This is a genomic window from Erythrobacter litoralis (assembly GCF_001719165.1).
Classification (GTDB): Bacteria; Pseudomonadota; Alphaproteobacteria; order Sphingomonadales; family Sphingomonadaceae; genus Erythrobacter; species Erythrobacter litoralis.
Genome location: NZ_CP017057.1, coordinates 3,154,275 through 3,177,386 on the forward strand (window position 1 = coordinate 3,154,275; position 23,112 = coordinate 3,177,386).

General features: G+C 67.3%; 21 protein-coding genes and 1 tRNA gene. 6 read left to right on the forward strand and 16 right to left on the reverse strand.

The genetic code is table 11. The features are described 5' to 3' along the window. Positions 1 to 46: 46 nt before the first annotated feature. Positions 47 to 547, forward strand: coding sequence for a peptide-methionine (R)-S-oxide reductase MsrB (gene msrB, locus Ga0102493_RS14965; RefSeq protein WP_034902476.1), 501 nt, complete (start codon positions 47 to 49; stop codon positions 545 to 547). Here the strand turns inward: msrB and Ga0102493_RS14970 are convergent. The 5 genes from Ga0102493_RS14970 to Ga0102493_RS14990 all read right to left on the reverse strand — a co-directional run bounded on the left by Ga0102493_RS14970 (position 534) and on the right by Ga0102493_RS14990 (position 5,509). Beyond that, entirely contained in the window at positions 534 to 2,327 is a 1,794-nt protein-coding gene (locus Ga0102493_RS14970; RefSeq protein WP_083228530.1) for a hypothetical protein, read from the reverse strand. The two genes, msrB and Ga0102493_RS14970, sit on opposite strands and share 14 nt — an antisense overlap. A 4-nt stretch (positions 2,328 to 2,331) precedes the next feature. Next, positions 2,332 to 2,769 carry a GtrA family protein gene (locus Ga0102493_RS14975; protein ID WP_034902479.1) on the reverse strand — a complete coding sequence of 146 codons (438 nt, stop codon included), beginning with the start codon at positions 2,767 to 2,769 and terminating at the stop codon, positions 2,332 to 2,334. Beyond that, positions 2,769 to 4,397, reverse strand: coding sequence for an NAD(P)/FAD-dependent oxidoreductase (locus tag Ga0102493_RS14980; RefSeq protein WP_034902482.1), 1,629 nt, complete (start codon positions 4,395 to 4,397; stop codon positions 2,769 to 2,771). The genes Ga0102493_RS14975 and Ga0102493_RS14980 overlap by 1 nt, the downstream gene beginning before the upstream one ends. A gap of 172 nt (positions 4,398 to 4,569) precedes the next feature. Next, positions 4,570 to 5,256 (reverse strand): PilZ domain-containing protein, encoded by a 687-nt coding sequence (locus Ga0102493_RS14985; RefSeq protein WP_034902485.1) that lies wholly within the window; start codon positions 5,254 to 5,256, stop codon positions 4,570 to 4,572. A 170-nt stretch (positions 5,257 to 5,426) separates the two neighbouring features. Continuing rightward, a tRNA-Leu gene (locus Ga0102493_RS14990) sits at positions 5,427 to 5,509 on the reverse strand. Between the two features lie 167 nt (positions 5,510 to 5,676). Between Ga0102493_RS14990 and Ga0102493_RS14995 the strand changes: the two genes are divergently transcribed. Beyond that, positions 5,677 to 7,362 carry a cation:proton antiporter domain-containing protein gene (locus Ga0102493_RS14995; protein WP_051697800.1) on the forward strand — a complete coding sequence of 562 codons (1,686 nt, stop codon included), beginning with the start codon at positions 5,677 to 5,679 and terminating at the stop codon, positions 7,360 to 7,362. A gap of 10 nt (positions 7,363 to 7,372) precedes the next feature. Here Ga0102493_RS14995 and Ga0102493_RS15000 read toward each other — a convergent pair whose 3' ends face one another. Both Ga0102493_RS15000 and Ga0102493_RS15005 read right to left on the reverse strand, forming a co-directional pair. After that, on the reverse strand, positions 7,373 to 7,654 hold the full coding sequence (locus Ga0102493_RS15000; RefSeq protein WP_034902488.1) for an integration host factor subunit beta: 282 nt from the start codon (positions 7,652 to 7,654) through the stop codon (positions 7,373 to 7,375). Between the two features lie 213 nt (positions 7,655 to 7,867). After that, a complete protein-coding gene (locus Ga0102493_RS15005; protein WP_034902492.1) occupies positions 7,868 to 8,206 on the reverse strand; it encodes a GntR family transcriptional regulator in 339 nt (112 codons plus the stop codon). 258 nt (positions 8,207 to 8,464) lie between these two features. On the opposite strand from Ga0102493_RS15005, the gene Ga0102493_RS15010 reads away from it, so the two are divergent. The 4 genes from Ga0102493_RS15010 to Ga0102493_RS15025 all read left to right on the forward strand — a co-directional run bounded on the left by Ga0102493_RS15010 (position 8,465) and on the right by Ga0102493_RS15025 (position 13,825). Further along, the gene (locus Ga0102493_RS15010; RefSeq protein WP_081845586.1) at positions 8,465 to 10,129 is read left to right on the forward strand and encodes a peptide MFS transporter; all 1,665 of its coding nucleotides are present in this window, start codon (positions 8,465 to 8,467) and stop codon (positions 10,127 to 10,129) included. Between the two features lie 164 nt (positions 10,130 to 10,293). Next, positions 10,294 to 11,721 carry an amidohydrolase gene (locus Ga0102493_RS15015; RefSeq protein ID WP_034902494.1) on the forward strand — a complete coding sequence of 476 codons (1,428 nt, stop codon included), beginning with the start codon at positions 10,294 to 10,296 and terminating at the stop codon, positions 11,719 to 11,721. Further along, positions 11,718 to 13,091 carry an amidohydrolase family protein gene (locus tag Ga0102493_RS15020; protein WP_034902496.1) on the forward strand — a complete coding sequence of 458 codons (1,374 nt, stop codon included), beginning with the start codon at positions 11,718 to 11,720 and terminating at the stop codon, positions 13,089 to 13,091. Before Ga0102493_RS15015 ends, Ga0102493_RS15020 begins: the two co-directional genes overlap by 4 nt. A gap of 56 nt (positions 13,092 to 13,147) precedes the next feature. Then, the gene (locus Ga0102493_RS15025; RefSeq protein WP_034902498.1) at positions 13,148 to 13,825 is read left to right on the forward strand and encodes an NnrU family protein; all 678 of its coding nucleotides are present in this window, start codon (positions 13,148 to 13,150) and stop codon (positions 13,823 to 13,825) included. Positions 13,826 to 13,829: 4 nt separating this feature from the next. Here the strand turns inward: Ga0102493_RS15025 and Ga0102493_RS15030 are convergent, their stop codons facing one another. The 9 genes from Ga0102493_RS15030 to rpe form a co-directional block, all read right to left on the reverse strand. Beyond that, positions 13,830 to 14,336, reverse strand: coding sequence for a hypothetical protein (locus Ga0102493_RS15030; RefSeq protein ID WP_034902500.1), 507 nt, complete (start codon positions 14,334 to 14,336; stop codon positions 13,830 to 13,832). A gap of 4 nt (positions 14,337 to 14,340) precedes the next feature. After that, positions 14,341 to 15,138, reverse strand: a complete 798-nt coding sequence (locus tag Ga0102493_RS15035; protein WP_034902503.1) for a crotonase/enoyl-CoA hydratase family protein — start codon at positions 15,136 to 15,138, stop codon at positions 14,341 to 14,343. 117 nt (positions 15,139 to 15,255) lie between these two features. After that, the gene (dxs, locus tag Ga0102493_RS15040; RefSeq protein ID WP_034902505.1) at positions 15,256 to 17,190 is read right to left on the reverse strand and encodes a 1-deoxy-D-xylulose-5-phosphate synthase; all 1,935 of its coding nucleotides are present in this window, start codon (positions 17,188 to 17,190) and stop codon (positions 15,256 to 15,258) included. Between the two features lie 81 nt (positions 17,191 to 17,271). Then, positions 17,272 to 17,772 carry a Fur family transcriptional regulator gene (locus Ga0102493_RS15045; RefSeq protein WP_034902897.1) on the reverse strand — a complete coding sequence of 167 codons (501 nt, stop codon included), beginning with the start codon at positions 17,770 to 17,772 and terminating at the stop codon, positions 17,272 to 17,274. 69 nt (positions 17,773 to 17,841) lie between these two features. Further along, on the reverse strand, positions 17,842 to 18,534 hold the full coding sequence (gene msrA / locus Ga0102493_RS15050; protein ID WP_034902508.1) for a peptide-methionine (S)-S-oxide reductase MsrA: 693 nt from the start codon (positions 18,532 to 18,534) through the stop codon (positions 17,842 to 17,844). Continuing rightward, on the reverse strand, positions 18,531 to 18,725 hold the full coding sequence (locus Ga0102493_RS15055) for a hypothetical protein (RefSeq protein WP_034902511.1): 195 nt from the start codon (positions 18,723 to 18,725) through the stop codon (positions 18,531 to 18,533). The genes msrA and Ga0102493_RS15055 overlap by 4 nt, the downstream gene beginning before the upstream one ends. A 193-nt stretch (positions 18,726 to 18,918) precedes the next feature. Beyond that, positions 18,919 to 20,532: a bifunctional phosphoribosylaminoimidazolecarboxamide formyltransferase/IMP cyclohydrolase gene (gene purH / locus Ga0102493_RS15060; protein WP_034902515.1), complete on the reverse strand. Its 1,614-nt coding sequence runs from the start codon at positions 20,530 to 20,532 to the stop codon at positions 18,919 to 18,921. A 12-nt stretch (positions 20,533 to 20,544) separates the two neighbouring features. Continuing rightward, on the reverse strand, positions 20,545 to 22,437 hold the full coding sequence (locus tag Ga0102493_RS15065) for a heparinase II/III family protein (RefSeq protein WP_081845587.1): 1,893 nt from the start codon (positions 22,435 to 22,437) through the stop codon (positions 20,545 to 20,547). Next, positions 22,437 to 23,099 carry a ribulose-phosphate 3-epimerase gene (rpe, locus tag Ga0102493_RS15070; protein WP_034902902.1) on the reverse strand — a complete coding sequence of 221 codons (663 nt, stop codon included), beginning with the start codon at positions 23,097 to 23,099 and terminating at the stop codon, positions 22,437 to 22,439. Before rpe ends, Ga0102493_RS15065 begins: the two co-directional genes overlap by 1 nt. Between the last annotated feature and the right edge of the window lie 13 nt (positions 23,100 to 23,112).

A 23,112-nucleotide genomic window follows, 5' to 3' on the forward strand; every position in this document is an offset into this window, starting at 1 on the left:
GGTGTGGCGTAATAGCAGGGTGAACAGTACACACGAAAACCCCGCAATGAACCTCACCCCTTCCCGCCGCTCCTTCGTCGTCGCCGCTTCTGCGGGCGTCGCCGCGCTGCCGCTGCTGGGCGCCTGCGGCTCCGGCCCGGCGAGCGCGCGCGAGAACTTTCCGGTCTCGAAAAGCGAGGCCGAATGGCGCAAGGCCCTGACGACAAGTGAATATTACGTCCTGCGCGAAGCGGGGACCGAGAGGCCCTACACCTCGCCCCTGAACGAGGAAAAGCGCGCGGGAACCTTCGTGTGCGCGGGATGCGGGAACGCTCTGTATTCCTCGGCCCACAAATATGACAGCGGGACGGGCTGGCCGAGCTTCTACAAGGCGATCGACAAGGGCGCGGTCGCCACCAGCACCGATTACAAGATCGGAATTCCGCGCACCGAGGTGCATTGCGCCGATTGCGGCGGGCATCTGGGGCACATTTTCGGCGATGGGCCGCGGCCCACCGGCAAGCGGCACTGCATCAACGGCGCCGCGCTCGATTTCAGACCGGCCTGACGCGCCACAGCAGGAGCGAGGTATCCTCGGGCAGTTCGACCGGTTCGAGCCATTCGGGCACCTCGCCCGAGAGCAGCTGCGCTGCGAAACCCTGTCGCGACAGGTTTGCATAATGGCGCGGCTCGCCGAGCGTGGGGCACAGGGCGACGTAATCGGTCCCACGCGCGACAAGTGCCGCGCGCGCTTCCTCGCTTGTCCCGATAGCAGCGGCGATGACCGCGCCGATCGCCTCGTGGCCGCGATGATGGGGCGTCGCGACGACGCTGTGACGGCTTTCGAGCAGCAGGGCCGGTGCGATGTCGAGCGGGGCGTAGATCTCGCCCCTGGGCAGCGCGGCGAGGACATCGCCCGCGGCGGCAATATCGCAGTCGGACTGGCGCAGCGAACCCGCCAGAGCCACCTCGTCCCCGCGGGCGGCGTTGGCGGGGATGGCGGGGCCGATCAGGGTCAGCGGAAAGGTCGGGACGAGCGCGAGGGCGATGCCGCACATCGCCGCCATGCGGCGCGCGGGACTTTTCATCTTGCGCGCGGCGCGCAGCCATTGCCCCACCTGCCAGGCGAGCGGCGGCGCGGCCAGCGCACAGGCCACCGCCCCGGCACGCGCGACGAACAGCGCAATCAGCAGCGCAGCCCCGAGGATCAGCGCGTAATCGCTCCAGAACCGGCGCAGCCAGCCCGCCGAATGCCTCCCCAGCCGCGAGGCGGCGATGAGGCCGATCAGCGGGGCGACCACGAAAGGCAGCGCGTCGACAGGCGATTGGTGCCAGACTGGGCGGCCCTCGTTCACGTAGGCGAGCCAGTGCTGAGCCGCGAGCGGATCGATCTGCGCGAAACCCCCGCCGATCGCGCATTGCGGCGCGGCGACGAGCACCAGGGCGAGAGCGCCGCCCGCGGCGAGCGCGAATCCGGCAAGCACCAGCGCGACCGGCGCGGGCTCGGTCCGCCCCAGCAGGGTGAGAACCAGCGCGCCCCAGCCGAAAACGGCGAGATGGAGCGGGCCGATCGCGTCGCAATGAACCGCGAGGTCGCCGATGCCGCGGGTCAGCAGGAACAGCGCCGCGCTCACGACCGAAAGCCACTGGATCGCGCCGACCAGCCAGGCCCGCTGCGAGCGGTCCCGCAGCCAGCGCAGCGCCAGCACTCCGAAGATCGCCGCGGCAAGCGGGAGCCCCTCGACCGAGATCGCGAGCCATGTCGCGAAACTCGCCCCGAGACCGAAGGCTCCCAGCCCGGGCGAGCGCGCCATCAGGGCATTCATCGCCCACAGCGCGCACACGACCTGCCAGCCATGATGATCGATCCGCAGCGGCGAAAGCTGGAACAGGAGCGGGACCGACAGCGCCATCAGCAGCGAAGTCAGCATCGTCTCCTCTTCGCCCAGTAGCCGCCAGGCAATACGCGCGGCGAGCAGCATGGCGATGAACAGGGTGACGAGGGGCACGATGACCAGCGCCGCAGCCTCGGCCGCGCCTGCGCCGAGGATCGGCGAAAGCAGCAGGATCACCAGCAGGAGCGGGATATCGACCAGCCGCGACCAGTGCATCGCGACGCCGCCGCCCGGCGCGTCGACGCGGTACTGGGTGAGATCGAACCAGCCTTGCCCGGCGATCAGATCGCGCACCTGAACCAGCCGCATCGCATCGTCGGGATCGGGAAACTGGCGCCCGTCGATGGATTGCCAGTTGACCGCGACGAGCACCGCCGCGACCATCAGCCACGCCGCCCCGACCCGCATCAGCAGGTCGGCGGGAAAGGCTCCTCCTCGGCGTTCGACCAGCATCGCCTCACGCCTCCCCGCGCCCGGTTGCAGGCGCACAGAAGACGATCCGGCTGCGCACCAGCCAGGTCGCCATGAAGCTCACCGCGATCGCGACCAGCTTGGCCGCGCGCGGGTCGATCCCGGCGCTGTCGCCGAGCCCGACGATCGCCGTCGTGAGGGCGAGGCCGAGCAGGGCGGAGATCACGAACAGCGCCTTCTGCCGGGTTCGCGCAAGGCCGCCTTGCGCGACATTGCCGTGAAACACTGCGCGGCTCGACATCAGCCAGTGGGCGAGAATGCCGAGCGTATAGCCGATCGCCGATGCGGGCGCCGCCGCCATGCCGCCCGCGAGCAGGGCGAGGAACGCGCCCATGTCGACCGCCAGCGCGCCGACGCTCGCGACGAGATAGCGCACGAAGCGCACGTCCCGCAGCCGGGCCAGGAGGCTCGTCGCCAGTTCCATCACGCGCGCTTCCGGATATCCCCGTCGGCGTCCGGGCGAACCTGCTCGGGAACGTCGCGCAGGCTCGTGAGCGCTGCGACCTGGTCTTCGGAAAGCGGCTTGGTTTCCGCCGTCTCGCGCGCGGGCAGGCCGCTATTTGCGCCCTCGTCGCCCGCCTCGTGATATTCGGCGTCCTCGTTGACGCACCACGTGTCGTAGACGCGCATGCCGGCCTGGATGTTCTCGACCGTCAGCATCGCGGTCATCATCGCGTGGTCCTGATTGTTGTAGCGGTGCATCCCGTTGCGCCCGACAAGGTGCAGGCTGGGGTGCTTGGCTTCGAGTTCGCGGCGCATCGCATCGACATTGGCGGCATAATCCTCGTCATAGACGGGATAGGCCTTTTCCTGCCGCACCACCGCGCCGCCGCGCACCCTGGCCGGATCGACGAGGCCGAGTATCGCCATTTCGCGCTTGGCGAGCTCGATGAGGTCCTCGTCCGAAGAGGTCCACAGCCCGTCGCCTTCGAAACAGAAATATTCGAGACCCACGCAGGCCACGTTTTCATCCGGCACCATTTCGGGCGACCACGAACGGAAGTTCTGGACGCGGCCGACCTGCACCTTGGAATCGTGGATGTAGATCCAGTTGTCGGGGAACAGGTCCTCGCTTTCGATCATCAGCGCAACGGTGAGGAAGTCGCGATACTTGAGATTGCTCGCCTGCAGCGTGGTTTCGGGCAGCGGGTGGAGCCGTTTCGCCAGTTCGCGCATCGGGGCCGAGCTGATCACGTCCTTCGTGCGGATCTGCGCGGTGCCGTGCCTGGAACGCGCGGTCATGGTCCAGCCCGTCCCGTCGCTCGCGATCCGTTCGAGCGCGTGGCCCATCAGCACCGCGCCCTTGCCCGAGGCGAGGATCTTGTCGCGCGCCGCATCCCACATCATGCCCGGGCCAAGCCGCGGATAGCGGAACGTTTCCAGCAGGGTCTTGGCCTGCTTGCCGCTGCCGTCATTGGGCCGCTTGTTGAGGCCCAGGCTACGTTTCAGCCCGTCGATCACCGCGCTCATCAGCGACAGCCCCTTGATCCGCTGCGCCGCCCAGTCCGCGCTCATTTCGTCGCAGGGCATGCCCCACACCTTCTCGGTGTAGGTCTTGAAGAAGATCGAATAGAGCCGCTTTCCGAACTGGTTGGTAGTCCAGTCCTCGAAGCTCTTCACCTCGCGAATCGGAAACAGCCTGTAGCGCAGATAGCTCACCATGCAGGCGGTCGATCGCAGCAGGCCGAGATTGGAAAGCGCCTCGAAGGCCCGCAGCGGGTAGGAGTAGAACTTGCCCTCGTAATAGATGCGGCTCATGCGCGGGCGCTGGATGAAATCGTCGGGCAGGATCTCGTTCCACAGGTCGACCACGGCCTGCGACTTGGAAAAGAAGCGGTGCCCCCCAATGTCGAAGCGATAGCCGTCGTGTTCAACCGTGCGGCTAATGCCGCCGACATAGGTCTCGTCCTGCTCGATGATGGCGACCGACTTGCCCTGCTTCGTCAGCAGGTATCCGGCCGTGAGGCCTGCAGGGCCGGCGCCGATGATCGCGACATCGACCTCGATCAGGCCTTCGCTCCTCGCCGCACCCGATACAGCACGCTCACTCATTCAAGCCCCCGTTCCTTCGTGGCGCCCGGGCAAGGCGTGCTGGGCACGCGCATTTGCGGGCGGTTCGACGCAAGGGAGTGAAGGAAATTGGTTAGCGAGCGGTAAATGGCCGCGTTTTGCTCCGGAAAAATTCGCACCTGCCCCCGGGAAAAGACCTACCCGCGCGGCAGGCTCATTCGTGAAGGAGGCCCGGTTCCTGCAATTGCGCGGCGAGGCGGGCGAAATCGCCGAGCGTGAAGGTGTCGTCGAACACCACGCCATAATTCCGGTCCCGCCGCCAGCGGACCTTGGCGCGCACTTCCCTGCGAAAGGCGCCGGTCATGTCCGTGCCTTCGATCCTGAGCGACTGGTCGATCGCGAACAGGCCGCCGGATTCGAACCGCGCGCCCTGTTGCGAGATGTTTTCGATCACGCCCTCGAATTGCTGACTCAGAGTGCGCACGGTGATCGGAAACACGAGGTCGAGCCGCAATCCGCGCTTGGGATATTGCCCCGCTTCGTTGATGAGCCGCGCGACATCGACCGGGCGGGTGAATTCGAAGCCCGCTTCGTTGTCGCGCTCCCACACGTCGCGCATTTCGTAGCAGGCGCCGCCGGGCATGTGGAGCTCGTAGGGCCCGCCCGAAGGCCGGCGGTGGAACAGTCGCACGCTGACCCCGGTTTCGGAAACGTCGCGGATGACTGAGACGAATTCGCCCTTGGAACAGACCAGCTTGGCCGCGCGGATGAGCAGGGTGAAACGCGGCGAGGCACGCATCTCTTCGGGCGCGGCGAGGGGACGCGCGCCGGCCTCACCGGGCGTATCGGCACCGGTGGGCACCTCGCCGTCGGGCCACGGATTGCTCGCTGCGTCTTCCATAAATCGTGCCCTGCCGGAGCGCGCGCCAAGCGGCGATGCGACCGGTTAGAATGATCCCCGCAAGATGGAGGTCCGGCATATGCGCGCGCCGGTTAAGAGCTTCATAACGCTGATACGCGGGCAGGCACGGTGCCGCCCTCATGCAGAGCAGCGATAGGGCAAGGGAAACGTGCGGGTGGCGGGACTCGAACCCGCACGATCATAGGATCAGGGGATTTTAAGTCCCCGGCGTCTACCATTCCGCCACACCCGCTTGACCGAAGGGATAGCCAGAGCCGACCCAGCCCGCAACTCGCCCGCTTGCCAGCGGGCCCTCGCGCCCCCATTGTCGCGGCGATTGCGGGGATGGCGCGGCGCTCCGCCATCGGGCAGCAGAGCGGGCACCCCTCCCGCAGGCAGCGGAGCGTTAGGGCGAAAAACATGGCGGGCGATACGGTTCACGATGCACATTCGGTGGTGGCGACGATCCAGCCGGCGATCGCGCTGATCGGATTGGGCATAATCGCCGCGCTCGCCTCGCGCGCTGTGCGGCTCAATCCGATCGTCGGCTACATCGCGCTCGGCCTCGTCATCGGGGCGCTCGGCTATCGCGAGGCGTTCGGCGGGCCGGTCGTCGCCGCCATGGCCGAGGCGGGGATCATGTTCCTGCTGTTCAACCTGGGCCTGCATTTCTCGTTGGGACGGATCCGCGAGGAAGCGGCCAACATCTTCGGCTTCGGCAGCCTCCAGATGCTGGTTGCGGGCGGGGCCTTCATCGCACTGTTCCTGGCGTTCGGCCTGCCGACCGAATTTGCGGTGATCGGCGGCTTTGCGATGGGTCTGTCCTCGACCGCGGTGGTGATCGGCCTCGTGCGCGAACGGGGGCAGGAGGATTGCCCGGTCGGGCGCGCCTCGCAGTCGATCCTGATCTTTCAGGACATCGCCGCGATCCTGCTGCTGATCGCCGCGGGCGCGCTGGGGAGCGGCGGGGCGGTGCTGCCCGCATTGGGTCTTGCCGGGGTAAAGGCGCTCGCCGCCTTCGCCATCGCCGTGCTGTTCGCGCGCTATCTGACCGAGCCCCTGTTCCGCCTGATCGGGCGGCTGGGTTCGAGCGAGGTGTTCACCGCGACCGCCCTGTTCCTGGCGCTCGCGGCGGGATGGGCGGCGGGGATTTCGGGCCTCTCGCTGACATTGGGCGCGTTTCTCGGCGGCATGGCGGTGGCGGATTCGCCATGGCGGCTCATGGTGCAGAGCGAGATCGAGGCGTTTCGCGGGCTGTTTCTCAGTTTCTTCTTCATCTCGGTCGGGCTGATGATCGATCCCGCCGTGCTTTCGGCCAACTGGGCGCTGGTGCTGGCGGCGGCGGCAGGGCTGGTCGCGATCAAATGCGCGTTCAATGTCCTTGCCGCTCTCGCCAATCGCTGGTCGGTGCCGGGATCGGTGCAACTGGGCTTCCTGCTCGGCCAGGGGAGCGAGTTCGCGCTCGTCCTGTTCGCGGTTCCTACTGTCGCCGGGCTGGTCGAGGAGCGGCTGATCGCTATCCTCATCACCGCCATCGCGATCAGCCTTGCGGTCACCCCGGCGGTTTCCGCGCTGGGGCGAAGGCTCGCGGGGAAACTGCGGACCGGCCCGCCCGATGCCAAGCTTGGCGGAGACGATGCGCCGGTCGTGCTGATCGGGCTGACCAGCGCGGGCCGCGCGGTGGCCGATGCGCTGGGGCAGGAGGAGATCGGCTATCTCGCGCTCGAGGCCGATCATGACCGCTTCGAGCTCGCCCGCGCCGACGGCTATCCGGTCCACCGCGTCAACCCGGCCGATCCGCGCAGCTGGGACGCGCTCGGCATGGGGCGGCGCGAGATGGTGGTGGTGGCGAGCGGCAATGTCGCCGCCTCGCGCGCGCTCACCCCGCTGGTGCAGGAACGCTTTCCGGGAATCGCGCGGGTGATCGCGCTGCCGGATGCAGCGATGCAGGAGGAATTCTCGGCGCTCGGCATGGTCCCGGTGGACAGTACGGGCGACGAGGGCGCGGACCGGCTGGTCGAAGCTGTCTTCGCCGGTCTGGGACGCGAGCGGCGGCACGGCCGGGACGAAGCGGGCGCAGACACGCCCGCCGCGCTGGCGGCCTGAGCTCGCGGGCCTATTCGCCGTTCAGGCGCTTGCGGATTTCCTTGCCCGCCTTGAAATAGGGCACGCGCTTGGCCGGCACCTCGACCGTTTCGCCGGTGCGCGGATTGCGCCCGGTGCGGGCCTGCCTTTCGCGGGTGGAGAACGCGCCGAAACCGCGCAGTTCGACCCGCCCCCCTTCGGCCAGGCGCTGGGCAATTTCATCGAAGAAGATGTCGACGACCTGCTCGACCTCTTCGGCGCGCAGTTCGGGATTGTCCTTGTGAAGTGCCTGCAGCAATTCGGATCTGATCATGTCTTGCCTCCCGGAACCAGCACGGCGACAATTTCGCGCTGGCCCGATGGCGGGTGCCCCCCGCTATTCCCCTTGCAGCCCGGACCCGACGGGCGACGTCGAAGCGAATAACCTGCCAGAGGATTGCGGGCGCTGCAAGCAAGAGCAGTCGTCCAATGAGCGGATTCCGATGGAATCGCACCCGATTTCATGGAAATCTCGCGATGTGAGCGTTCACCCGCGTTCGAGAAGCTGCGCGATGTCGAGCCCAAGCCGCTCCATCCGGTCGCGGATGTCGGGCCATTCCTCCGCAAGGAATCGCTCGCGTTCGGCCCGGCGCAGGCGTTCGGCGGCGCCCTTGACGACATACATGCCGACCCCGCGCTGGACCTCGACGAGGCCATCGTTCTGGAATTGCTGGTAGGCTTTCGCGACGGTGAGCGGGTTCGCCCCCTGCTCCGCGGCAAGCGCGCGGACCGAGGGCAGCATCGCGCCTTCGGGATAGTCGCCCTCGATGATGGCGGCGGCGATCTGGTCGCGCAGCTTGAGATAGACCGGGCGGGTCTGGTTCATGTGTCGTGTCCCTTGCACCCGTCTTCCGGGCACGAGGTGCTTCAGTGCCATAATACAGCCATGCGCGTCAAGGCGACCTGCCCGGCCCACACTCCGCTCTCGCCGCCTGGCGCGAGAGCCACGCCTCAGGCGAGGTTCAGCCGGACGTTGCAAGCTGGCCCTGTAATCGAGGCTTCACATGGCGGTCTTTGACGCTAGTGTGCCGGGCTTTCTTGCCGGCACGGGGAGTTCCGGCACACACGGGGATATTCTGGGATCATGATCGAAGGTCTTTTCTTCACATTCGACAGCGCGTTCGAGATGTGGGCATTTCGCGGGGCGGCCGTCGCGCTCGCTGCGTTCCTGCTCGGCGGGCTGTTCCTCATCACGCGGCCCCAACCGGAGGTGGTCGGCCACCCCAAGGGCCTGTTCGTGCTGTTTCTCGCCGAGATGTGGGAGCGTTTTTCCTATTACGGGATGCGCGCCCTGCTGATCTTCTACCTCGTCCAGCACTGGCTGTTTTCCGACAGCGAGGCGTCGATCATCTACGGGGCCTACACCGCGCTGGTCTATATCACGCCGGTGGTGGGCGGCTATCTCGCCGACCAGTTCATCGGGCAGAGGAAGGCGGTGCTGTTCGGCGCGATCCTGCTGACGCTCGGCCACTTCTTCATGGCGTTCGAAGGCAGCGGCGGACAGGACGACCCCTTCATCTTCATCTTCTGGATGGCGCTCGCGCTGATCATCGTCGGCTCGGGCTTTCTCAAGGCGAACATCTCGGTCATCGTCGGCCAGCTCTACGATCGCACCGACATCCGTCGCGATCCGGCCTACACCATCTTCTACATGGGAATTAACGTCGGCGCGGCGACCGCGTCGATCATCTGCGGCTATCTCGGCCAGACCTATGGCTGGCAATACGGCTTCGGCCTGGCGGGCGTGGGCATGCTGATCGGCCTCATCTTCTTCGTGCTCGGCAAACCGCTGCTGCAGGGCAAGGGCGAACCCAAGGACCCCGCGCGCATCGCCGGGGGCAAGGAATGGCTGATCTACGGCGCGGGCCTTGCCATGGTGCTGCTGTGCTTTGCGGCGATCCAGTTCCAGGAAATGGTCGGCTACGTGCTAGGCACGTTCGGCGGCGCGCTGGTGGCCTACGTGCTGTGGATCGCGGTCGCCAAGCTGCCGTCGGAGGAACGCGACCGGATCTTCGCGGCGATGTTCCTGATCTTCGTCTCGATCGTGTTCTGGGCGCTGTTCGAACAGGCGGGCTCCTCGCTCAACCTGTTCACCGACCGCCACGTCGACACGCAGGGCGTCAACGCCTCGATGTTCCAGTCGATCAACGCGATCTACATCGTGCTGCTCGCGCCGATCTTCGCGATGTTGTGGCAGGGTCTCGGCTCGCGCGGGCTGGAGCCTTCGGCGCCGCTCAAGTTCGGTCTCGGCGTGGTGCAGGTGGGACTCGGCTTCCTCGTGCTCGTGTGGGGCGCGAACAGCGTCGGGATAGACGTGCCGACGCCGGTCCTGTTCATCTTCCTGATCTACCTCCTCCACACGACCGGCGAGCTGTGCCTGTCGCCCGTCGGCCTGTCGGCGATGAACCGGCTGAGCCCCGCGCACATGGCCTCGCTAATCATGGGGACGTGGTTCTTCGCCTCGGCGACCGGCAATTTCGCCGCCGGCCTGATCGCGGCGGCGACGGGGGCCGAAGGCGTCGGCGAGGAAGCGGGCAAGCAGGTCGTGCTCGACGTCTACAACACGGTCGGCCTCTACGCGGTCGGTATCGGCATCGCGGTCATGGTGGTGAGCCCGCTGATCAAGAAGCTGATGCATCTCGACACGCTTCGCGACGACAATGTCGGAGACGACCTCGAAGGCCAGGCCGAAGCGGGTCTCGAGGCGCAGGAAGGCGGCATGCGTCCGTCGACGCGGCCGGCGGAATAACCGACCAGGGATGCTGCCGGGCGGGACCGAGAGAAGGTCCCGCCTGCTGCCTTTCGCGCCGGTCCGCTCGGCCAACGTTACACTCTTTCTGTCCAACGCCGTGGACAGATCCCGGTCATGGCGTCTAGGTTTCCCGCTCTCGCGAGAGTTAGGGGACTGTATTGATGCGTTTTCGAGGACAAGCGGCCAATCCGGCCCGCATCGGCGTGATCGCCGCCCTGTGCGGCGCGGTGGCGCTGGCGGGCTGCACCACGACCGGATCGGCCAATGCCGGCGCCAGTCGCGCCGATGGCGACAGGGCCGAAGGCTACGCCGCCAAGACCGAGGCCGAAGCGCCCTTTGCATCGACCTATGCCCCCTATCCCGGAATCCCCACCGCGCTGGTCGGCGCGGTCGTCTATGACGGCGCGGGCGGCCGGATCGAGAACGGCACGGTGCTGCTGCGCGACGGCAAGGTCGTCGCCGTGGGCGACGCCTCGCTTCCGACCGAAGGCTACCGCGTGATCGATGCGGGCGGCAAATACGTCACCCCCGGCATCATCGACATCCACTCGCACCTCGGCGACTATCCGAGCCCGAGCGTCGACGCGCATTCCGACGGCAACGAGGCGACCAGCCCGACCACGCCCGATGTCTGGGCCGAACATTCGGTCTGGCCGCAGGACCCGGGCTTTTCCCGCGCGCTCGCCAATGGCGGGGTCACGGCGCTTCAGATCCTGCCCGGTTCGGCGAACCTGATGGGCGGTCGCACCGTCACGCTCAAGAACGTGCCCGCGCGCACCGTGCAGGGGATGAAGTTCCCCGGCGCGCCCCACGGCTTCAAGATGGCCTGCGGCGAAAATCCGAAACGCGTCTATGGCGGGCGCGGACGCAAGCCTTCGACCCGAATGGGCAATTTCGCGGTCAATCGCCAGACCTGGCTCGAGGCGATCGACTACGCCAATTCCGAGGAGCCCAAGCGCGACCTCGCCAAGGAAACTCTGAAGGGCGTGCTCGACGGCGAAATCCTGGTCCACAACCATTGCTACCGCGCCGACGAAATGGCGCTGGTGATGGATATGGCCAAGGAGATGGGATACCGCGTCACTGCCTTCCATCACGCGGTCGAGGCTTACAAGATCGGCGACCTGCTGCGCGAAAACGACGTGTGCAGCGCGATCTGGGCCGACTGGTACGGCTTCAAGATGGAGGCCTATGACGGCATCCTCGAAAACGCCGCGCTTCTCCAGAACGAAGGCGCCTGCGTGGTGATCCATTCGGACGACCAGGACGACATCCAGCGCCTAAACCAGGAAGCCGCAAAGGCGCAGGCCGCCGGGCGGCGCATGGGCATGGACATTTCCGATGCGACGGTGATCGGCTGGATCACCCTCAATGCGGCGAAGGCGATGGGCATTGCCGACATGACCGGCAGCCTCGAAGCGGGAAAGATGGCCGACGTGGTGCTGTGGAATGGCGATCCGCTGTCGGTCTATTCGCGGCCCGAAAAGGTGTGGGTCGACGGCGCGCTGCTGTTCGACGCGATAGACCCCAAGCGCCGCCCGGTGAGCGATTTCGAGCTCGGCCAGCCCGGTGAAGGAGATGTGAAATGAAGCGGCTCCTGACATTGGCGGCCTCTGTGCTTGCCCTCGCTTCCTCGCCCACGCTGGCGCAGGACGTGGTAATCACCAACGCCAAGGTCGTGCTCGGCGACGGGTCCGACCCGATCGAGAACGGTACCGTGATCGTGCGCGGCGGCGAAGTCGTCGCGGCGGGCGCGAACGTGGCGATCCCGGCGGGGACCGAAACTCTCGACGCGGGCGGGGCATGGGTCACGCCCGGCCTGTTCGCCACCGTCACCACGCTCGGCCTGTGGGATGTAGGCGCGGTGAGCGAATCGAACGATCAGCGCGCGGGAAGCTCACCCTTCAGCGCGGCGCTCGACGCGGCGCCGATCGTCAATCCGAACTCGCAACACATCCTCGTGCACCGCGCGGCGGGCATTACCCGTGCGGCCACGACGACGCTGCCCTCGGCTTCGATCTTCGCAGGGCAGGGCGCGCTGATCGATCTCGGCGCCGATCCCGATCCCGTCATGCGAGCGCGCGCCTTCCAGATGGTCGACATGGGCGAAGGCGCAGGCAGGATCGCGGGCGGCAGCCGGGCGGCGGCGCATGCCCTGTTCCGCAACGCTCTTCTTGAGGCGCAGTCCTATGGCGAGGCCGCGCGCATACCGGGGCAGAGCGCCACGGCACGCGATGTGCGCACCGGCGACGACGTCCCGATCGACCCGCGCCTTGCCGGGCGTGAGACCGACCGGCCGGGCGACGTGCTGCTCACCCGCTTCGACGCGGCGGCGCTGGTCCCTGTCGTGCGCGGCGAACAGACGCTTTATGTAGCGGTCGAACGCGCGGCCGATATCCGCGCCGTGCTCGCGCTCAGGGAGGAATTTCCGAAGCTCGACATGGTGCTCGTCGGGGCGAGCGAAGGCTGGCTCGTCGCGGACGAGATCGCCCGCGCGGGCGTGCCGGTGATCGCCGACAGCCTCGATGATCTTCCTGTCGGTTTCGACGAGCTCGCCGCGACACAGAGCAATATCGGCCGCATGATGCGTGCCGGGGTGAAGGTCGCGATTAACGCCTCTGCGATGCAGAACCCACGCCGCCTGCCCCAATATGCCGGCAATCTCGTCGCGCTCAGCCGCATGCCGGGGGCGACGGGGCTTTCCTGGGGCCAGGCCTTCGCCGCGATCACTTCGGTCCCGGCCGAGATCAGCGGGCTGGGCGGACGCGCGGGCGTGCTCGCGCCGGGCGCGATGGGCGATGTGGTGATCTGGGACGGCGACCCACTCGAAGTCGGCACGGTTCCGACCCGCGTCTTCATCGAGGGCGTCGAACAGCCCATGGACAGCCACCAGAGCCGGCTGAAGGAGCGCTACCTCGACCTCGACGAAAGCGATCTGCCCAAGGCCTATGACTGGTAGCTGGCGCGCCGTGCGAAGCGGGCTATACTCTGCGCCCTGATCATGGGGTGGGGTGTATGGGCGAAGGCCTTTTCGAACTGATCGCCGCGAATGCCGCCTTTGTGGGCATGCATTTCCTGATGTCGCACCCGCTGCGCGCACCTCTGGTGAAGGCTCTGGGGGCGAACGGCTTTCAAATCGCCTACACGATCGTCAGCGCGGCGACGCTCGCCTGGGTCTATTTCGCCTACAAGGTAGCGCCGGTCGGCGACCTGCCCGGTTCGGGCGAGGCGGGCTGGATCATCGCCACCGTGCTGACCCTGCCCGCCACCGTGCTGCTGGCGGGATCGCTGTTCGGCAACCCCGCGCTGCCCGTGCCCGGTGCCGAGGCGCAGGCACGCGCCGAACCGAAGGGCGTGTTCAAGGTCACCCGCCACCCGATGATGTGGGGGATCGGCCTGTGGGCGCTGTCGCATATCGTGCTGTTCGCGAACTGGCGCAGCGTCCTCACCGCCTTTGCCATGGGTCTGCTCGCGCTGGTGGGCGCGAGGTTGCAAGACGCGAAGAAGGAGCGCCTGATGGGCGAGGCGTGGCGCGAATGGGAAGCCAAGACGAGCTACTGGCCGCGGCTCGGCAAGCTCGCCGCGGCGGGCGCGCTCGCATGGGGGCTGGGGATCGTCCTGTTCCTCGGACTGTCCTGGCTGCACATCCGCGCGGGCGGCATCCCTGCGGGCCTCTGGCGCTGGATCCTCTGAGGGCTCAGGGGCGCGGCGCGGGATCGGGCAGCCAGCCCATCCACGCGACGAAACCGGTCATCATCAGCAGCGCGAAGCCGGCGTAGAGAAGCCAGTCGACCACCCTCCCCGGCATCGGAGCTTTCGGCGCGGGCCGGCGGCGAATCTCGATCGGTCGGACGAGCCTGCGGCGCTCGTCGAAATGGCGCACCACCAGTCGCTCGGCCCTGGCGAGCGGATGCGTTTCCTCCCCCTCGCCAAGCTGCACCGTGCCTGCCTCGACATCGACAAGGACCGGCAGGCCATAACCGCAATCGGGCCAGCGGCGGACGTAGAGGGTGAAGCGCCCCGGCATATCGTGCCATTCGACCGAGGCATCGAAACTTTCGTCCTGCAGTTCGAAAACCGTCCTGCGCGCCTCGAGGTCGCTCACCCGTGGGGTTTCCCGCCATTGCGAATGGAGCCCTTCGCTGAGCCAGTATTCGACCTCGAAGCGCCCGTCCGGCGAGAGTTCGGTCCGCGTGCCGCTCACCGGCTCACTCTCCCCTGAACTGCGCCTCGCGCTTTTCGATGAGCGCGGCGACGCCTTCGGCATGGTCGGCGGTCGCGTGCATCATTCCTTGCGTGTTCGCCGCCAGTTCGAGCGCGGTGTCATAGCTCACCTCGCGCCCCTGCCGCAGCAGCATCTTCGACTGACGCAGCGAATGGGGCGGCATTTTCGCGATCCGCCCCGCGAGCGCGCGGGCCTCCTCCATCAGCGAGCCCGCTTCGACCACCCGGCTGACCAGGCCCCATTCCTGCGCCGTCGCGGCGTCGATCACGTCGCCGGTATAGAACAGCTCCGCCGCCCGGCTCATGCCGATGACGCGCGGCAGGATCCATGTCCCGCCATCGCCCGGAATGATGCCGAGCTTCAGGAAGGTGACGCCGAACTTCGCCTTCTCACTGGCGATGCGGATGTCGGCGAGGCAGGCGACGTCGCAGCCCAATCCGATCGCCGGCCCGTTGACCGCCGCGATGACGGGAACGCGCAGACCGTGAAGCGCGCGCAGCATGCGGTGGATGTTGTCGCGATAGCCGTCGGAGATCGCGGGCGGGGTTCCGCCGAACGTGCCGGACCTGTCGCGCATCGCCTTGATGTCGCCGCCCGCGCTGAACGCCCGGCCCGCCCCGGTCAGGATCACGCAGCGCACGGTCATGTCGGTGTTGATCGCATCGCAGGCGCGCGCGAATTCCTCGCCGTCGCCGGGCGCGCCGAGCGGGTTCATGCTCTCCGCGCGGTTGATGGTGAGCGTGACAACCGCGCCGTCGCGAGCGATGGTGAGGAGGGACATGAGGCAGCTTCCTTTCGCCGCCTTCCATGCCAGCGCCGAGGGGCTTCGTCACCCCGGCCCGGCCAGCCACTCACCGGAACGACGCAGAACTCGAACGCCGTTGAGCACTGGGGCTGTTCAGGCCCGCGCTTCCTCCACGCTCGCCGAATTGTGCTTGAGCGCCTTGAGCACGGTCTCGACGATGTGCGGGGCGTTGAGCTTTGCGATGTCGTACTGCTTTTCCGGCGAATCCTGGTCGATGAAGATGTCGGGCAGGCGCATCGTGCGGATTTTCAGCCCGGCATCGGTCAGGCCTTCATCCGTGGCGAAGGTCAGGACATGCGCGCCAAGACCGCCGATCGCGCCTTCCTCGATCGTGACGACGACTTCGTGGCTCCGCGCGAGCCTGGCGATCAGGTCCTCGTCCAGCGGCTTGGCGAAACGCATGTCGGCGATGGTGGTCGAAAGCCCCTTGGCCTCGAGCGTGTCGGCGGCTTTCTTCGCCTCTTCGAGACGCGCGCCCAGCGAGAGGATCGCGACCTTTGCAGGCTTGTTCGCGTCGCCGCGAACGATGCGGCCCTTGCCGATTTCCAGCTTCTGCGGGGTTTCGGGCATGGGCACGCCAACCCCGTTGCCGCGCGGATAGCGGAACGCGATGGGGCCTTCATCGTGTTCGACCGCGGTGTAGGTCATGTGGACCAGTTCCGCCTCGTCGGCGGCGGCCATAACCACGAAATTGGGCAGGGTCGCGAGATAGGTGATGTCGAAACTGCCCGCATGGGTCGATCCGTCCGCGCCGACCAGCCCGGCGCGGTCGATCGCGAAGCGAACGGGAAGGTTCTGGATCGCCACGTCATGGACGACCTGGTCATAGGCGCGCTGGAGGAAGGTCGAATAGATCGCGGCGAAGGGCCGCATACCCTGCGCGGCAAGGCCGGCGGCGAAGGTCACGCCGTGCTGTTCGGCGATCCCGACGTCGAAGCTGCGTTCCGGATGCCGCTTGGCGAAGCGGTCGATGCCGGTGCCCGACGGCATGGCCGCGGTGATCGCGCAGATCCGCTTGTCGCTGTCAGCAAGGTCGGCGAGCGTATCGCCGAAGACGTTCTGGTAGGCGGGTGGCCCTGCCGAACCCTTCTGCTTTTCACCGGTGACGACGTTGAATTTAGGCACGCCGTGATACTTGTCGGCGCTTTCCTCGGCCGGGGCATAGCCCTTGCCCTTGGTGGTCACGACATGGATCAGGACCGGGCCTTCGGAGGTGTCGCGCACGTTTTCCAGAACGGGCACGAGATGGTCGAGATTGTGCCCGTCGATCGGGCCGACATAGTAGAAGCCGAGTTCCTCGAAAAGCGTGCCCCCAGTGACCATGCCGCGGGTGTATTCCTCGGCCTTGCCGATGGCATCGTGCATCCGGCGGCTCATTTTCTTGACCGCGCGGCTGGCGAGGCTGCGAAGCCCCAGATATTCGCTCGAGGAGACCATCCGCGCGAGATAGGCCGACAGGCCTCCGACGGGCGGCGCGATCGACATGTCGTTGTCGTTGAGGATCACTACGAGCCGGTTGCCCGCCTGAGCGGCGTTGTTCATCGCCTCATAGGCCATACCGGCGCTCATCGCGCCGTCGCCGATCACCGCGATCCCGCGCCCCGGCTTGCCCGACAGCTTGTTCGCCATGGCAAAGCCCAGCGCGGCCGAGATCGAGGTCGAGGAATGCGCCGCACCGAACGGGTCGTATTCGCTTTCCGACCGCTTGGTGAAGCCCGACAGCCCGCCGCCCTGGCGCAGCGTGCGGATGCGGTCGCGCCGCCCGGTGATGATCTTGTGCGGATAGCACTGGTGGCCGACATCCCAGACCAGCCGGTCTTCGGGCGTGTTGAAGACGTAATGCAGCGCCACCGTCAGTTCGACCACGCCCAGCCCCGAACCGAGATGCCCGCCCGACGTGCTGACCGCGTCGATCATTTCCGCGCGCAATTCGTCGGAAAGCTGGCGCAATTGTTCGGGTTTGAGTTTGCGAAGCTCGTTCGGAGTCGGAACCTGGTCGAGCAGCGGGGTGACAGGTGAGTTGGTCATATATCCAGCTTTACAGAGTCGAATCGGGCCTGTCGATGAACGCGTTGACGTTGCAACAGGACATTGGGAAGGGGACGCGCCTCAGGCGCAGGAGGCGCACAGCCCGCGGATCTCGAGCACCGGACGCTCGACCTTGAAGCTTTCGGACTTTGCCAGCGCGCGCAGCGTCTGGCTGACATTCTCGTCGTCGACATGCGTGGCTTCGCCGCATTCGTCGCAGACGAGGAAGATGCAGTCGTGTTCGCAGCCCGGATGGCTGTTGGCGAGATAGGCGTTAGAACTTTCGACCCGCATCGCAAGGTTGTTCGCCACGAACAAGTCGAGAATGCGATAGACGCTGTTCGGCGCGACCCTCTTGCCGCGGGCGGTCGAGAGATTGTCGGCGATGTCATAGGCCGAGACGGGGCGGTCGTGCCGCGCGAGTTCGGCGAATACGGATTCGCGCATGCTCGTCCATTGTTCGCCGCTCTCCGTCAGCGCGGCGCGCGCGGCGGCGACAAGGCTCTCGCCGGTATGCTCGACATGCGCGTGATTGCCGGGCTCGTGGGCGCCGGGCGCATGGGTGTGTGCGTGCTGTGCCATGATGATCATATAGGCTTCACGCGCACGCTTCGCCAAGCGGCTTGTGACCGGCGTTGCGCAGTAGGCTGCCTAGGCGTCCGGCGGGCCGTCGCGCAGGAAGTCGGCGCGGTAATCGCGCGGGAACATCGCCTTCAGCGCTTCGACCTTGGGCCGGTCCCAGCGCAGGATGTAGCTGTGGCGCGGGTTCTTCGCCATGAAGTCCTGATGATACCCCTCCGCCGGGTAGAAGCCGCGCTGCTTTTCTATCTTCGTGACGATCGGGCGATCCCAAATCCCCGCCTTTTCGAGCTGGGCGAGATAGGCTTTCGCGACCGATTCCTGTTCCTTGCTGGTCGGCACGAGCGCGGTGCGGTAATGCGAGCCGACATCCGGGCCCTGGCGGTTCAGCTGCGTGGGATCGGCAACGACCGAGAAGAAGATGCGCAGCAATTCGTCATAGCGCACCTCGTAGGGGTCGTAGGTGATCTTCACCGATTCGGCGTGGTTCGTCATGCCGGTGGTGACGACCCGGTATTTCGCGTTCTTCGACGTGCCGCCGTGATAGCCGGCGACGGCGAATTTCACGCCCTTCACATGGCTGAAGACGCCCTCGACACCCCAGAAACACCCGCCCGCGAAGATCGCGGTCCTGAGGCCTGCGCCTTCCTTGGCAATGCGCTTGGCGGCGGGGGCGTTCACCGGCTCCTCGGCGGCGAGTGCCGGAACCGCGCAGCCGCTTATCGCGAGGGCAGCGGCGACAAGAGGCGCGAGGACGCGCTTCAATCGGCCTCTCCGGGGAAGGGAGCGATCACGAATTCGGGGGCGGGCCGGGGCGTCTCATGGGGCTCGGCCGCGTAGGCGGGCGGGGCGATCTCGCTCCCCAGAGCTTGCGCGTTCGCGATGCCCACGCCGATCGCGGCGATGGCGAAACCGATGGCGAAATTGCGGTAGAGGTCGTTGGCGAAGAGGCGCATGGGAGGGGTCTTTCGTCGTCTCGGTCGTTTCCTGTGCAAGCGCGTTATGCGGCAGGATGGCTTGCAATCCGGTGAACGCGTCGTTGGACTTCGTTCTGCTCCGACCATTCTTTGGAACGTCGACAGAAGCTACGCCCCGGCGGGCCCGATGGATGCGGGGACCTCCCTCAATCAGCGAAGCTTGAGGGCACAATCAGTGCCGGAAGTGGCGCATTCCGGTGAAGACCATCGCGAGCCCTCCCTCGTCGGCGGCGGCGATCACTTCCTCGTCGCGAATCGAGCCGCCCGGCTGGATCACCGCGCTCGCCCCCGCCTCGGCTGCCGCCAGCAGCCCGTCGGCGAAGGGGAAGAACGCGTCGGACGCGACCGCGCTGCCTTTCGTGCGCGGTTCTTCCCAGCCGTATGTCTCCGCCGCCTCGCGCGCCTTGATCGCGGCGATCCGCGCCGAATCGCGGCGGTTCATCTGGCCCGCGCCGATCCCGGCGGTCGCGCCGTCCCTGGCATAGACGATCGCGTTCGATTTCACATGGCGCGCGACGGTCCAGGCGAACAGGCAGTCCTTCAATTCCTGCTCGCTGGGAGCGCGCTTGGTCACGACGCGCAGGTCTTCAGCACTCACCGCGCCGTCGTCGCGCGACTGGATCAGCATGCCCCCCGCGATGGTCTTCATGGCAAAGCCGCCGCGGCGCGGATCGGGCAGCGTCCCGCATTCGAGCAGGCGCAGGTTCTTCTTTTTGGCGAAGACCTCGCGCGCCGCCTCGCTCACCTTGGGAGCGATCACGACCTCGGTGAAGATTTCCGCGATCGCCTCCGCGGTGGCTGCGTCGAGCTCGGTGTTGACCGCGACGATCCCGCCGAAGGCAGAGACGCTGTCGCACTGGAGCGCCGCTTCCCATGCCTCGAGCAGCGAGCCGCCTTGCGCGACGCCGCAGGGATTGGCGTGCTTGACGATCACCACCGCCGGTGCCTGCCCGGTGAATTCGGCGACCAGTTCGAGCGCGGCGTCGGCATCGTTGAGGTTGTTGTAGCTGAGCGCCTTGCCCTGCAATTGCCTCGCCTGCGGGACGCCGCCCGACGTCACCTGCGGGACATAGATCGCGGCCTGCTGGTGCGGGTTCTCGCCGTAGCGCAGCGTGTCGGCACGGTGGAATGCGAGCGGCATGGTCGCGGGAAAAGGCGTCGCCTGCAACGCTTCCGGCCCGAGCGGGTTGGTGAAAGCGTCCCCGAACGCGAACCAGCTGGCGATCGCCGCGTCATAGGCGGCCGTGCGGGCATAGGCCTTGCCGGCCATGCGGATGCGGAAGGCATCGGAGGTCGCGCCGTCATTGGCCTCCATCTCCTCCACCAGCGCGCCGTAATCGGCCGGATCGGTGAGGATGGTGACGGAACCGTGATTCTTCGCCGCCGAACGGACCATCGAAGGCCCGCCGATATCGATGTTCTCGATGATCTCGGCCCGGTCCGCGCCTTTCGCGACCGTCGCTTCGAAGGGGTAGAGATTGACCACGACAAGATCGATCGCGCCGATATCGTGCGCCGCCATCGCGGCGCGATGTTTGTCATTGTCGCGCAGGGCAAGCAGGCCGCCATGGACCTTGGGGTGGAGCGTCTTGACCCGCCCGTCCATCATCTCGGGAAAGCCGGTCAGATCGGACACGTCGCGCACGTCCAGCCCCGCCTCGCGCAGGGTGCGCGCGGTCCCGCCGGTGCTCACCAGTTCGACCCCGCGCGCGCTCAGAGCCTTGCCCAGTTCGGCCAAGCCGGTCTTGTCGGACACCGAAAGCAGCGCCCGATTGATCTTCGCCATGCTCACGAAATGCTACCCCGTCTTTCTCAGCAGCCAGGAGAACTGCCCCCCGCCGCGCGATGTCAGCCCCTCGATCACGAGTTGCTCGGTCGGATGCGGGCGCCCCTCGCCATCGACCCACAGGCTGTCCTCGACGGCGAGAGCGATATCGCCCGCCGCGGCACTATCGCCGCGCAGGCGGAATTGCCAGAGCTTCCCGTCCGCGGTCAGGAGGCTCGCGCCGCGCCCGTCTTCCGACAGACGCGCCTCGACCCCCTTGCCGAGATGGAAGCGGATCGCAAAGCCGATCTTGCCGCGCTTGCCCTTGCGCCCAGCGGGAACGAGGATGTCCTCGCCCGCAAGCTCGGTCCCGTCCGCGCGCAGCGAAAGGACGCGGCGGTGGGTCAGGCCGAAGCGCGCTTCGTAGCCGTCATGGCTCGCTTCGATCCGGACGCCGTCCAGGCCCTCATCGCCCAGCAGGCGGCGCTCGATCTCGACCGTCTCGACCCCGCGCCCGAGCTTGCCGTGGAGTTCGACCGCGGTCGAATTGGCATTGTCGAGCACCAGAGTCGAATGGGCGGCAGAGGCGCGCAGCCCCTGCCCGATCCGCGCCGGAACCTGACCCCCGGCAAGCGCCGCGCCGCCGCAATTGACGATCACGCGCGCCGCTCCGTCCGACAGTTCGAAGGCGAGCGTCGAGGCGCAGCCGCAGCGCGCATGGCGCGCACGCGGCGGCGGCGCGGCGTCGATCTGGACCTGCGTGTCGCGTGCGCGCAGCCGGTGAAAGCCCCAATGCCCCGCTTCGGCGAGCGGGCGGGTGCGCACGCCGGTTGCCTCGATCAGCGCGGCGAGCCGGTGCGCATCGACCGCGCCCTGTCCCTGCCAGCTGCCCAGCCCGCCATCTCCGTGGCGCAGCGCGAGCAGCGGCGGCACAAGCAGTTCGCGCATGACGAACAGCGCTTGCGGGGCCTCGACCTCGGCCGCCTCGTAGCAGGCGATGAGGTCGGTCAGCAGGCGGATCGCCTCTATCTGCGCGGCCGGGCAGCGGGCGAGCACGCCGCCATCCTCGCCCACCATGTCGCCCAGCGCGCGGATCAGGCGGGCCTCGCCATAAAGGCGGCGCGGGCGGCCTTCGGGCAGCAGCAGCCCCGCTGCGGTGACGCCCGCCCAGCCCGCGACCTGTCCCAGCCCGGCCCCGGCCGAGGCCGCCTTGCGGTCGAGCCAGTCGGCGGTGTCGTCGATCGCCTCGAGCAGGCGCGGCTTGAGCCCGGGATCGTTCCCCGACAGGACCAGCGGCGCATGGACCAGCCAGGCCATTAGGCGCAGCCCGGCAAGCTCGACTTCCCACGGAGTCCCGCGCGCGGGCGTCCGGTGGGCGTCGAGCCACGCTTTGGCGATCCGCTCGGCCACGGGCACGCAATCGGCGCGCGGCGCGCTGGCGGCGAGATCGGCGAGCCAGGAGAAGGAGTGGATCGCCCGCTCGATCCCCGGCGACAGGCGCGTGGAGCCTGTGAAATCGAGGCTGGCGATCGGCTGCTTGACCCCCTGGACGAGGAAATGCCCTGCCCTCAATGCGGTCCCTGCGGCCCTGTCGCCCGGCGCGGCGGCTTCGACCGTCGCCAGCACGCGCAGCGGCGAGGCGCGGCGAAACGGTGCGGCGAGCGCCTGGCGGGGCACGCCGAGGCGATAGGCCATGCGGATCAGCGTCTCCCCGGCGCGCGCCTTGGGAGCGATCACATCGGAGAGGGCGAGCGCGCGCGAGGTTTCCGGCGGGGCAGAGGCCTGCTCCGCTTGCCCGGCGTCGGTCTGCACGCCCGGCTCTGCCCGCTGCGCGAGGGGCAAGGCCGGCTCCTCGGTCTCGGCGGCGGCCCGGTCCTCGATCTCATCGGGCGAAGGCGCCTTCTGGCCCGCGAAGAGGCTTTCCATCACGCCTCCCCCTTGAGGGCGGCGATATTGGCGGCGTATTGTCCGGCCCCGCCCTTGAACGTGGCCGAGCCGGCGACCAGCACGTCGGCTCCCGCATCGACGCATTGCCGCGCGGTCTCGGGATTGACCCCGCCATCGACCTCGAGGTGGATGTCGCGCCCCGTCGCATCGATCATCGCGCGCACCTTTTCGATCTTGGCGAGCTGCGAGGAAATGAAGCTCTGCCCGCCGAAGCCGGGATTGACGCTCATCACGAGAACGAGGTCGACGAGGTCCATGAGGTTGTCGAGCACCTCCACAGGCGTGCCGGGATTGATCACCGCGCCCGCCTTCTTGCCAAGCGCCCTGATGGCCTGCAGCGTGCGGTGGATGTGCGGCCCGGCCTCGGGATGGACGGTGATGATATCGGCCCCGGCCTCGGCGAAAGCTTCGAGATAGGGGTCGACCGGCGCGATCATCAGGTGGACGTCGAAAGGCTTGTCGGTATGCGGTCGCAGCGCCTTCACGACGGCGGGGCCGATCGTGATGTTGGGCACGAAATGGCCGTCCATGACATCGACATGGATCCAGTCCGCCCCGGCCTCGTCGATCGCGCGCACCTCCCCTCCCAGCCGGGCGAAATCGGCTGACAGGATCGAGGGAGAGATGAGAGGTGCTGGCATAATGTGTGCGGCG

What these genes read in the sequence shown, in the direction of transcription:
- msrB (WP_034902476.1), top strand. Translation starts at nt 47, where the DNA reads ATGAACCTCACCCCTTCCCGCCGCTCCTTCGTCGTCGCCGCTTCTGCG.
- Ga0102493_RS14970 (WP_083228530.1), bottom strand. Translation starts at nt 2,327, where the DNA reads ATGCTGGTCGAACGCCGAGGAGGAGCCTTTCCCGCCGACCTGCTGATG.
- Ga0102493_RS14975 (WP_034902479.1), bottom strand. Translation starts at nt 2,769, where the DNA reads ATGGAACTGGCGACGAGCCTCCTGGCCCGGCTGCGGGACGTGCGCTTC.
- Ga0102493_RS14980 (WP_034902482.1), bottom strand. Translation starts at nt 4,397, where the DNA reads ATGAGTGAGCGTGCTGTATCGGGTGCGGCGAGGAGCGAAGGCCTGATC.
- Ga0102493_RS14985 (WP_034902485.1), bottom strand. Translation starts at nt 5,256, where the DNA reads ATGGAAGACGCAGCGAGCAATCCGTGGCCCGACGGCGAGGTGCCCACC.
- Ga0102493_RS14995 (WP_051697800.1), top strand. Translation starts at nt 5,677, where the DNA reads ATGGCGGGCGATACGGTTCACGATGCACATTCGGTGGTGGCGACGATC.
- Ga0102493_RS15000 (WP_034902488.1), bottom strand. Translation starts at nt 7,654, where the DNA reads ATGATCAGATCCGAATTGCTGCAGGCACTTCACAAGGACAATCCCGAA.
- Ga0102493_RS15005 (WP_034902492.1), bottom strand. Translation starts at nt 8,206, where the DNA reads ATGAACCAGACCCGCCCGGTCTATCTCAAGCTGCGCGACCAGATCGCC.
- Ga0102493_RS15010 (WP_081845586.1), top strand. Translation starts at nt 8,465, where the DNA reads ATGATCGAAGGTCTTTTCTTCACATTCGACAGCGCGTTCGAGATGTGG.
- Ga0102493_RS15015 (WP_034902494.1), top strand. Translation starts at nt 10,294, where the DNA reads ATGCGTTTTCGAGGACAAGCGGCCAATCCGGCCCGCATCGGCGTGATC.
- Ga0102493_RS15020 (WP_034902496.1), top strand. Translation starts at nt 11,718, where the DNA reads ATGAAGCGGCTCCTGACATTGGCGGCCTCTGTGCTTGCCCTCGCTTCC.
- Ga0102493_RS15025 (WP_034902498.1), top strand. Translation starts at nt 13,148, where the DNA reads ATGGGCGAAGGCCTTTTCGAACTGATCGCCGCGAATGCCGCCTTTGTG.
- Ga0102493_RS15035 (WP_034902503.1), bottom strand. Translation starts at nt 15,138, where the DNA reads ATGTCCCTCCTCACCATCGCTCGCGACGGCGCGGTTGTCACGCTCACC.
- dxs (WP_034902505.1), bottom strand. Translation starts at nt 17,190, where the DNA reads ATGACCAACTCACCTGTCACCCCGCTGCTCGACCAGGTTCCGACTCCG.
- Ga0102493_RS15045 (WP_034902897.1), bottom strand. Translation starts at nt 17,772, where the DNA reads ATGGCACAGCACGCACACACCCATGCGCCCGGCGCCCACGAGCCCGGC.
- Ga0102493_RS15055 (WP_034902511.1), bottom strand. Translation starts at nt 18,725, where the DNA reads ATGCGCCTCTTCGCCAACGACCTCTACCGCAATTTCGCCATCGGTTTC.
- purH (WP_034902515.1), bottom strand. Translation starts at nt 20,532, where the DNA reads ATGGCGAAGATCAATCGGGCGCTGCTTTCGGTGTCCGACAAGACCGGC.
- Ga0102493_RS15065 (WP_081845587.1), bottom strand. Translation starts at nt 22,437, where the DNA reads ATGGAAAGCCTCTTCGCGGGCCAGAAGGCGCCTTCGCCCGATGAGATC.
- rpe (WP_034902902.1), bottom strand. Translation starts at nt 23,099, where the DNA reads ATGCCAGCACCTCTCATCTCTCCCTCGATCCTGTCAGCCGATTTCGCC.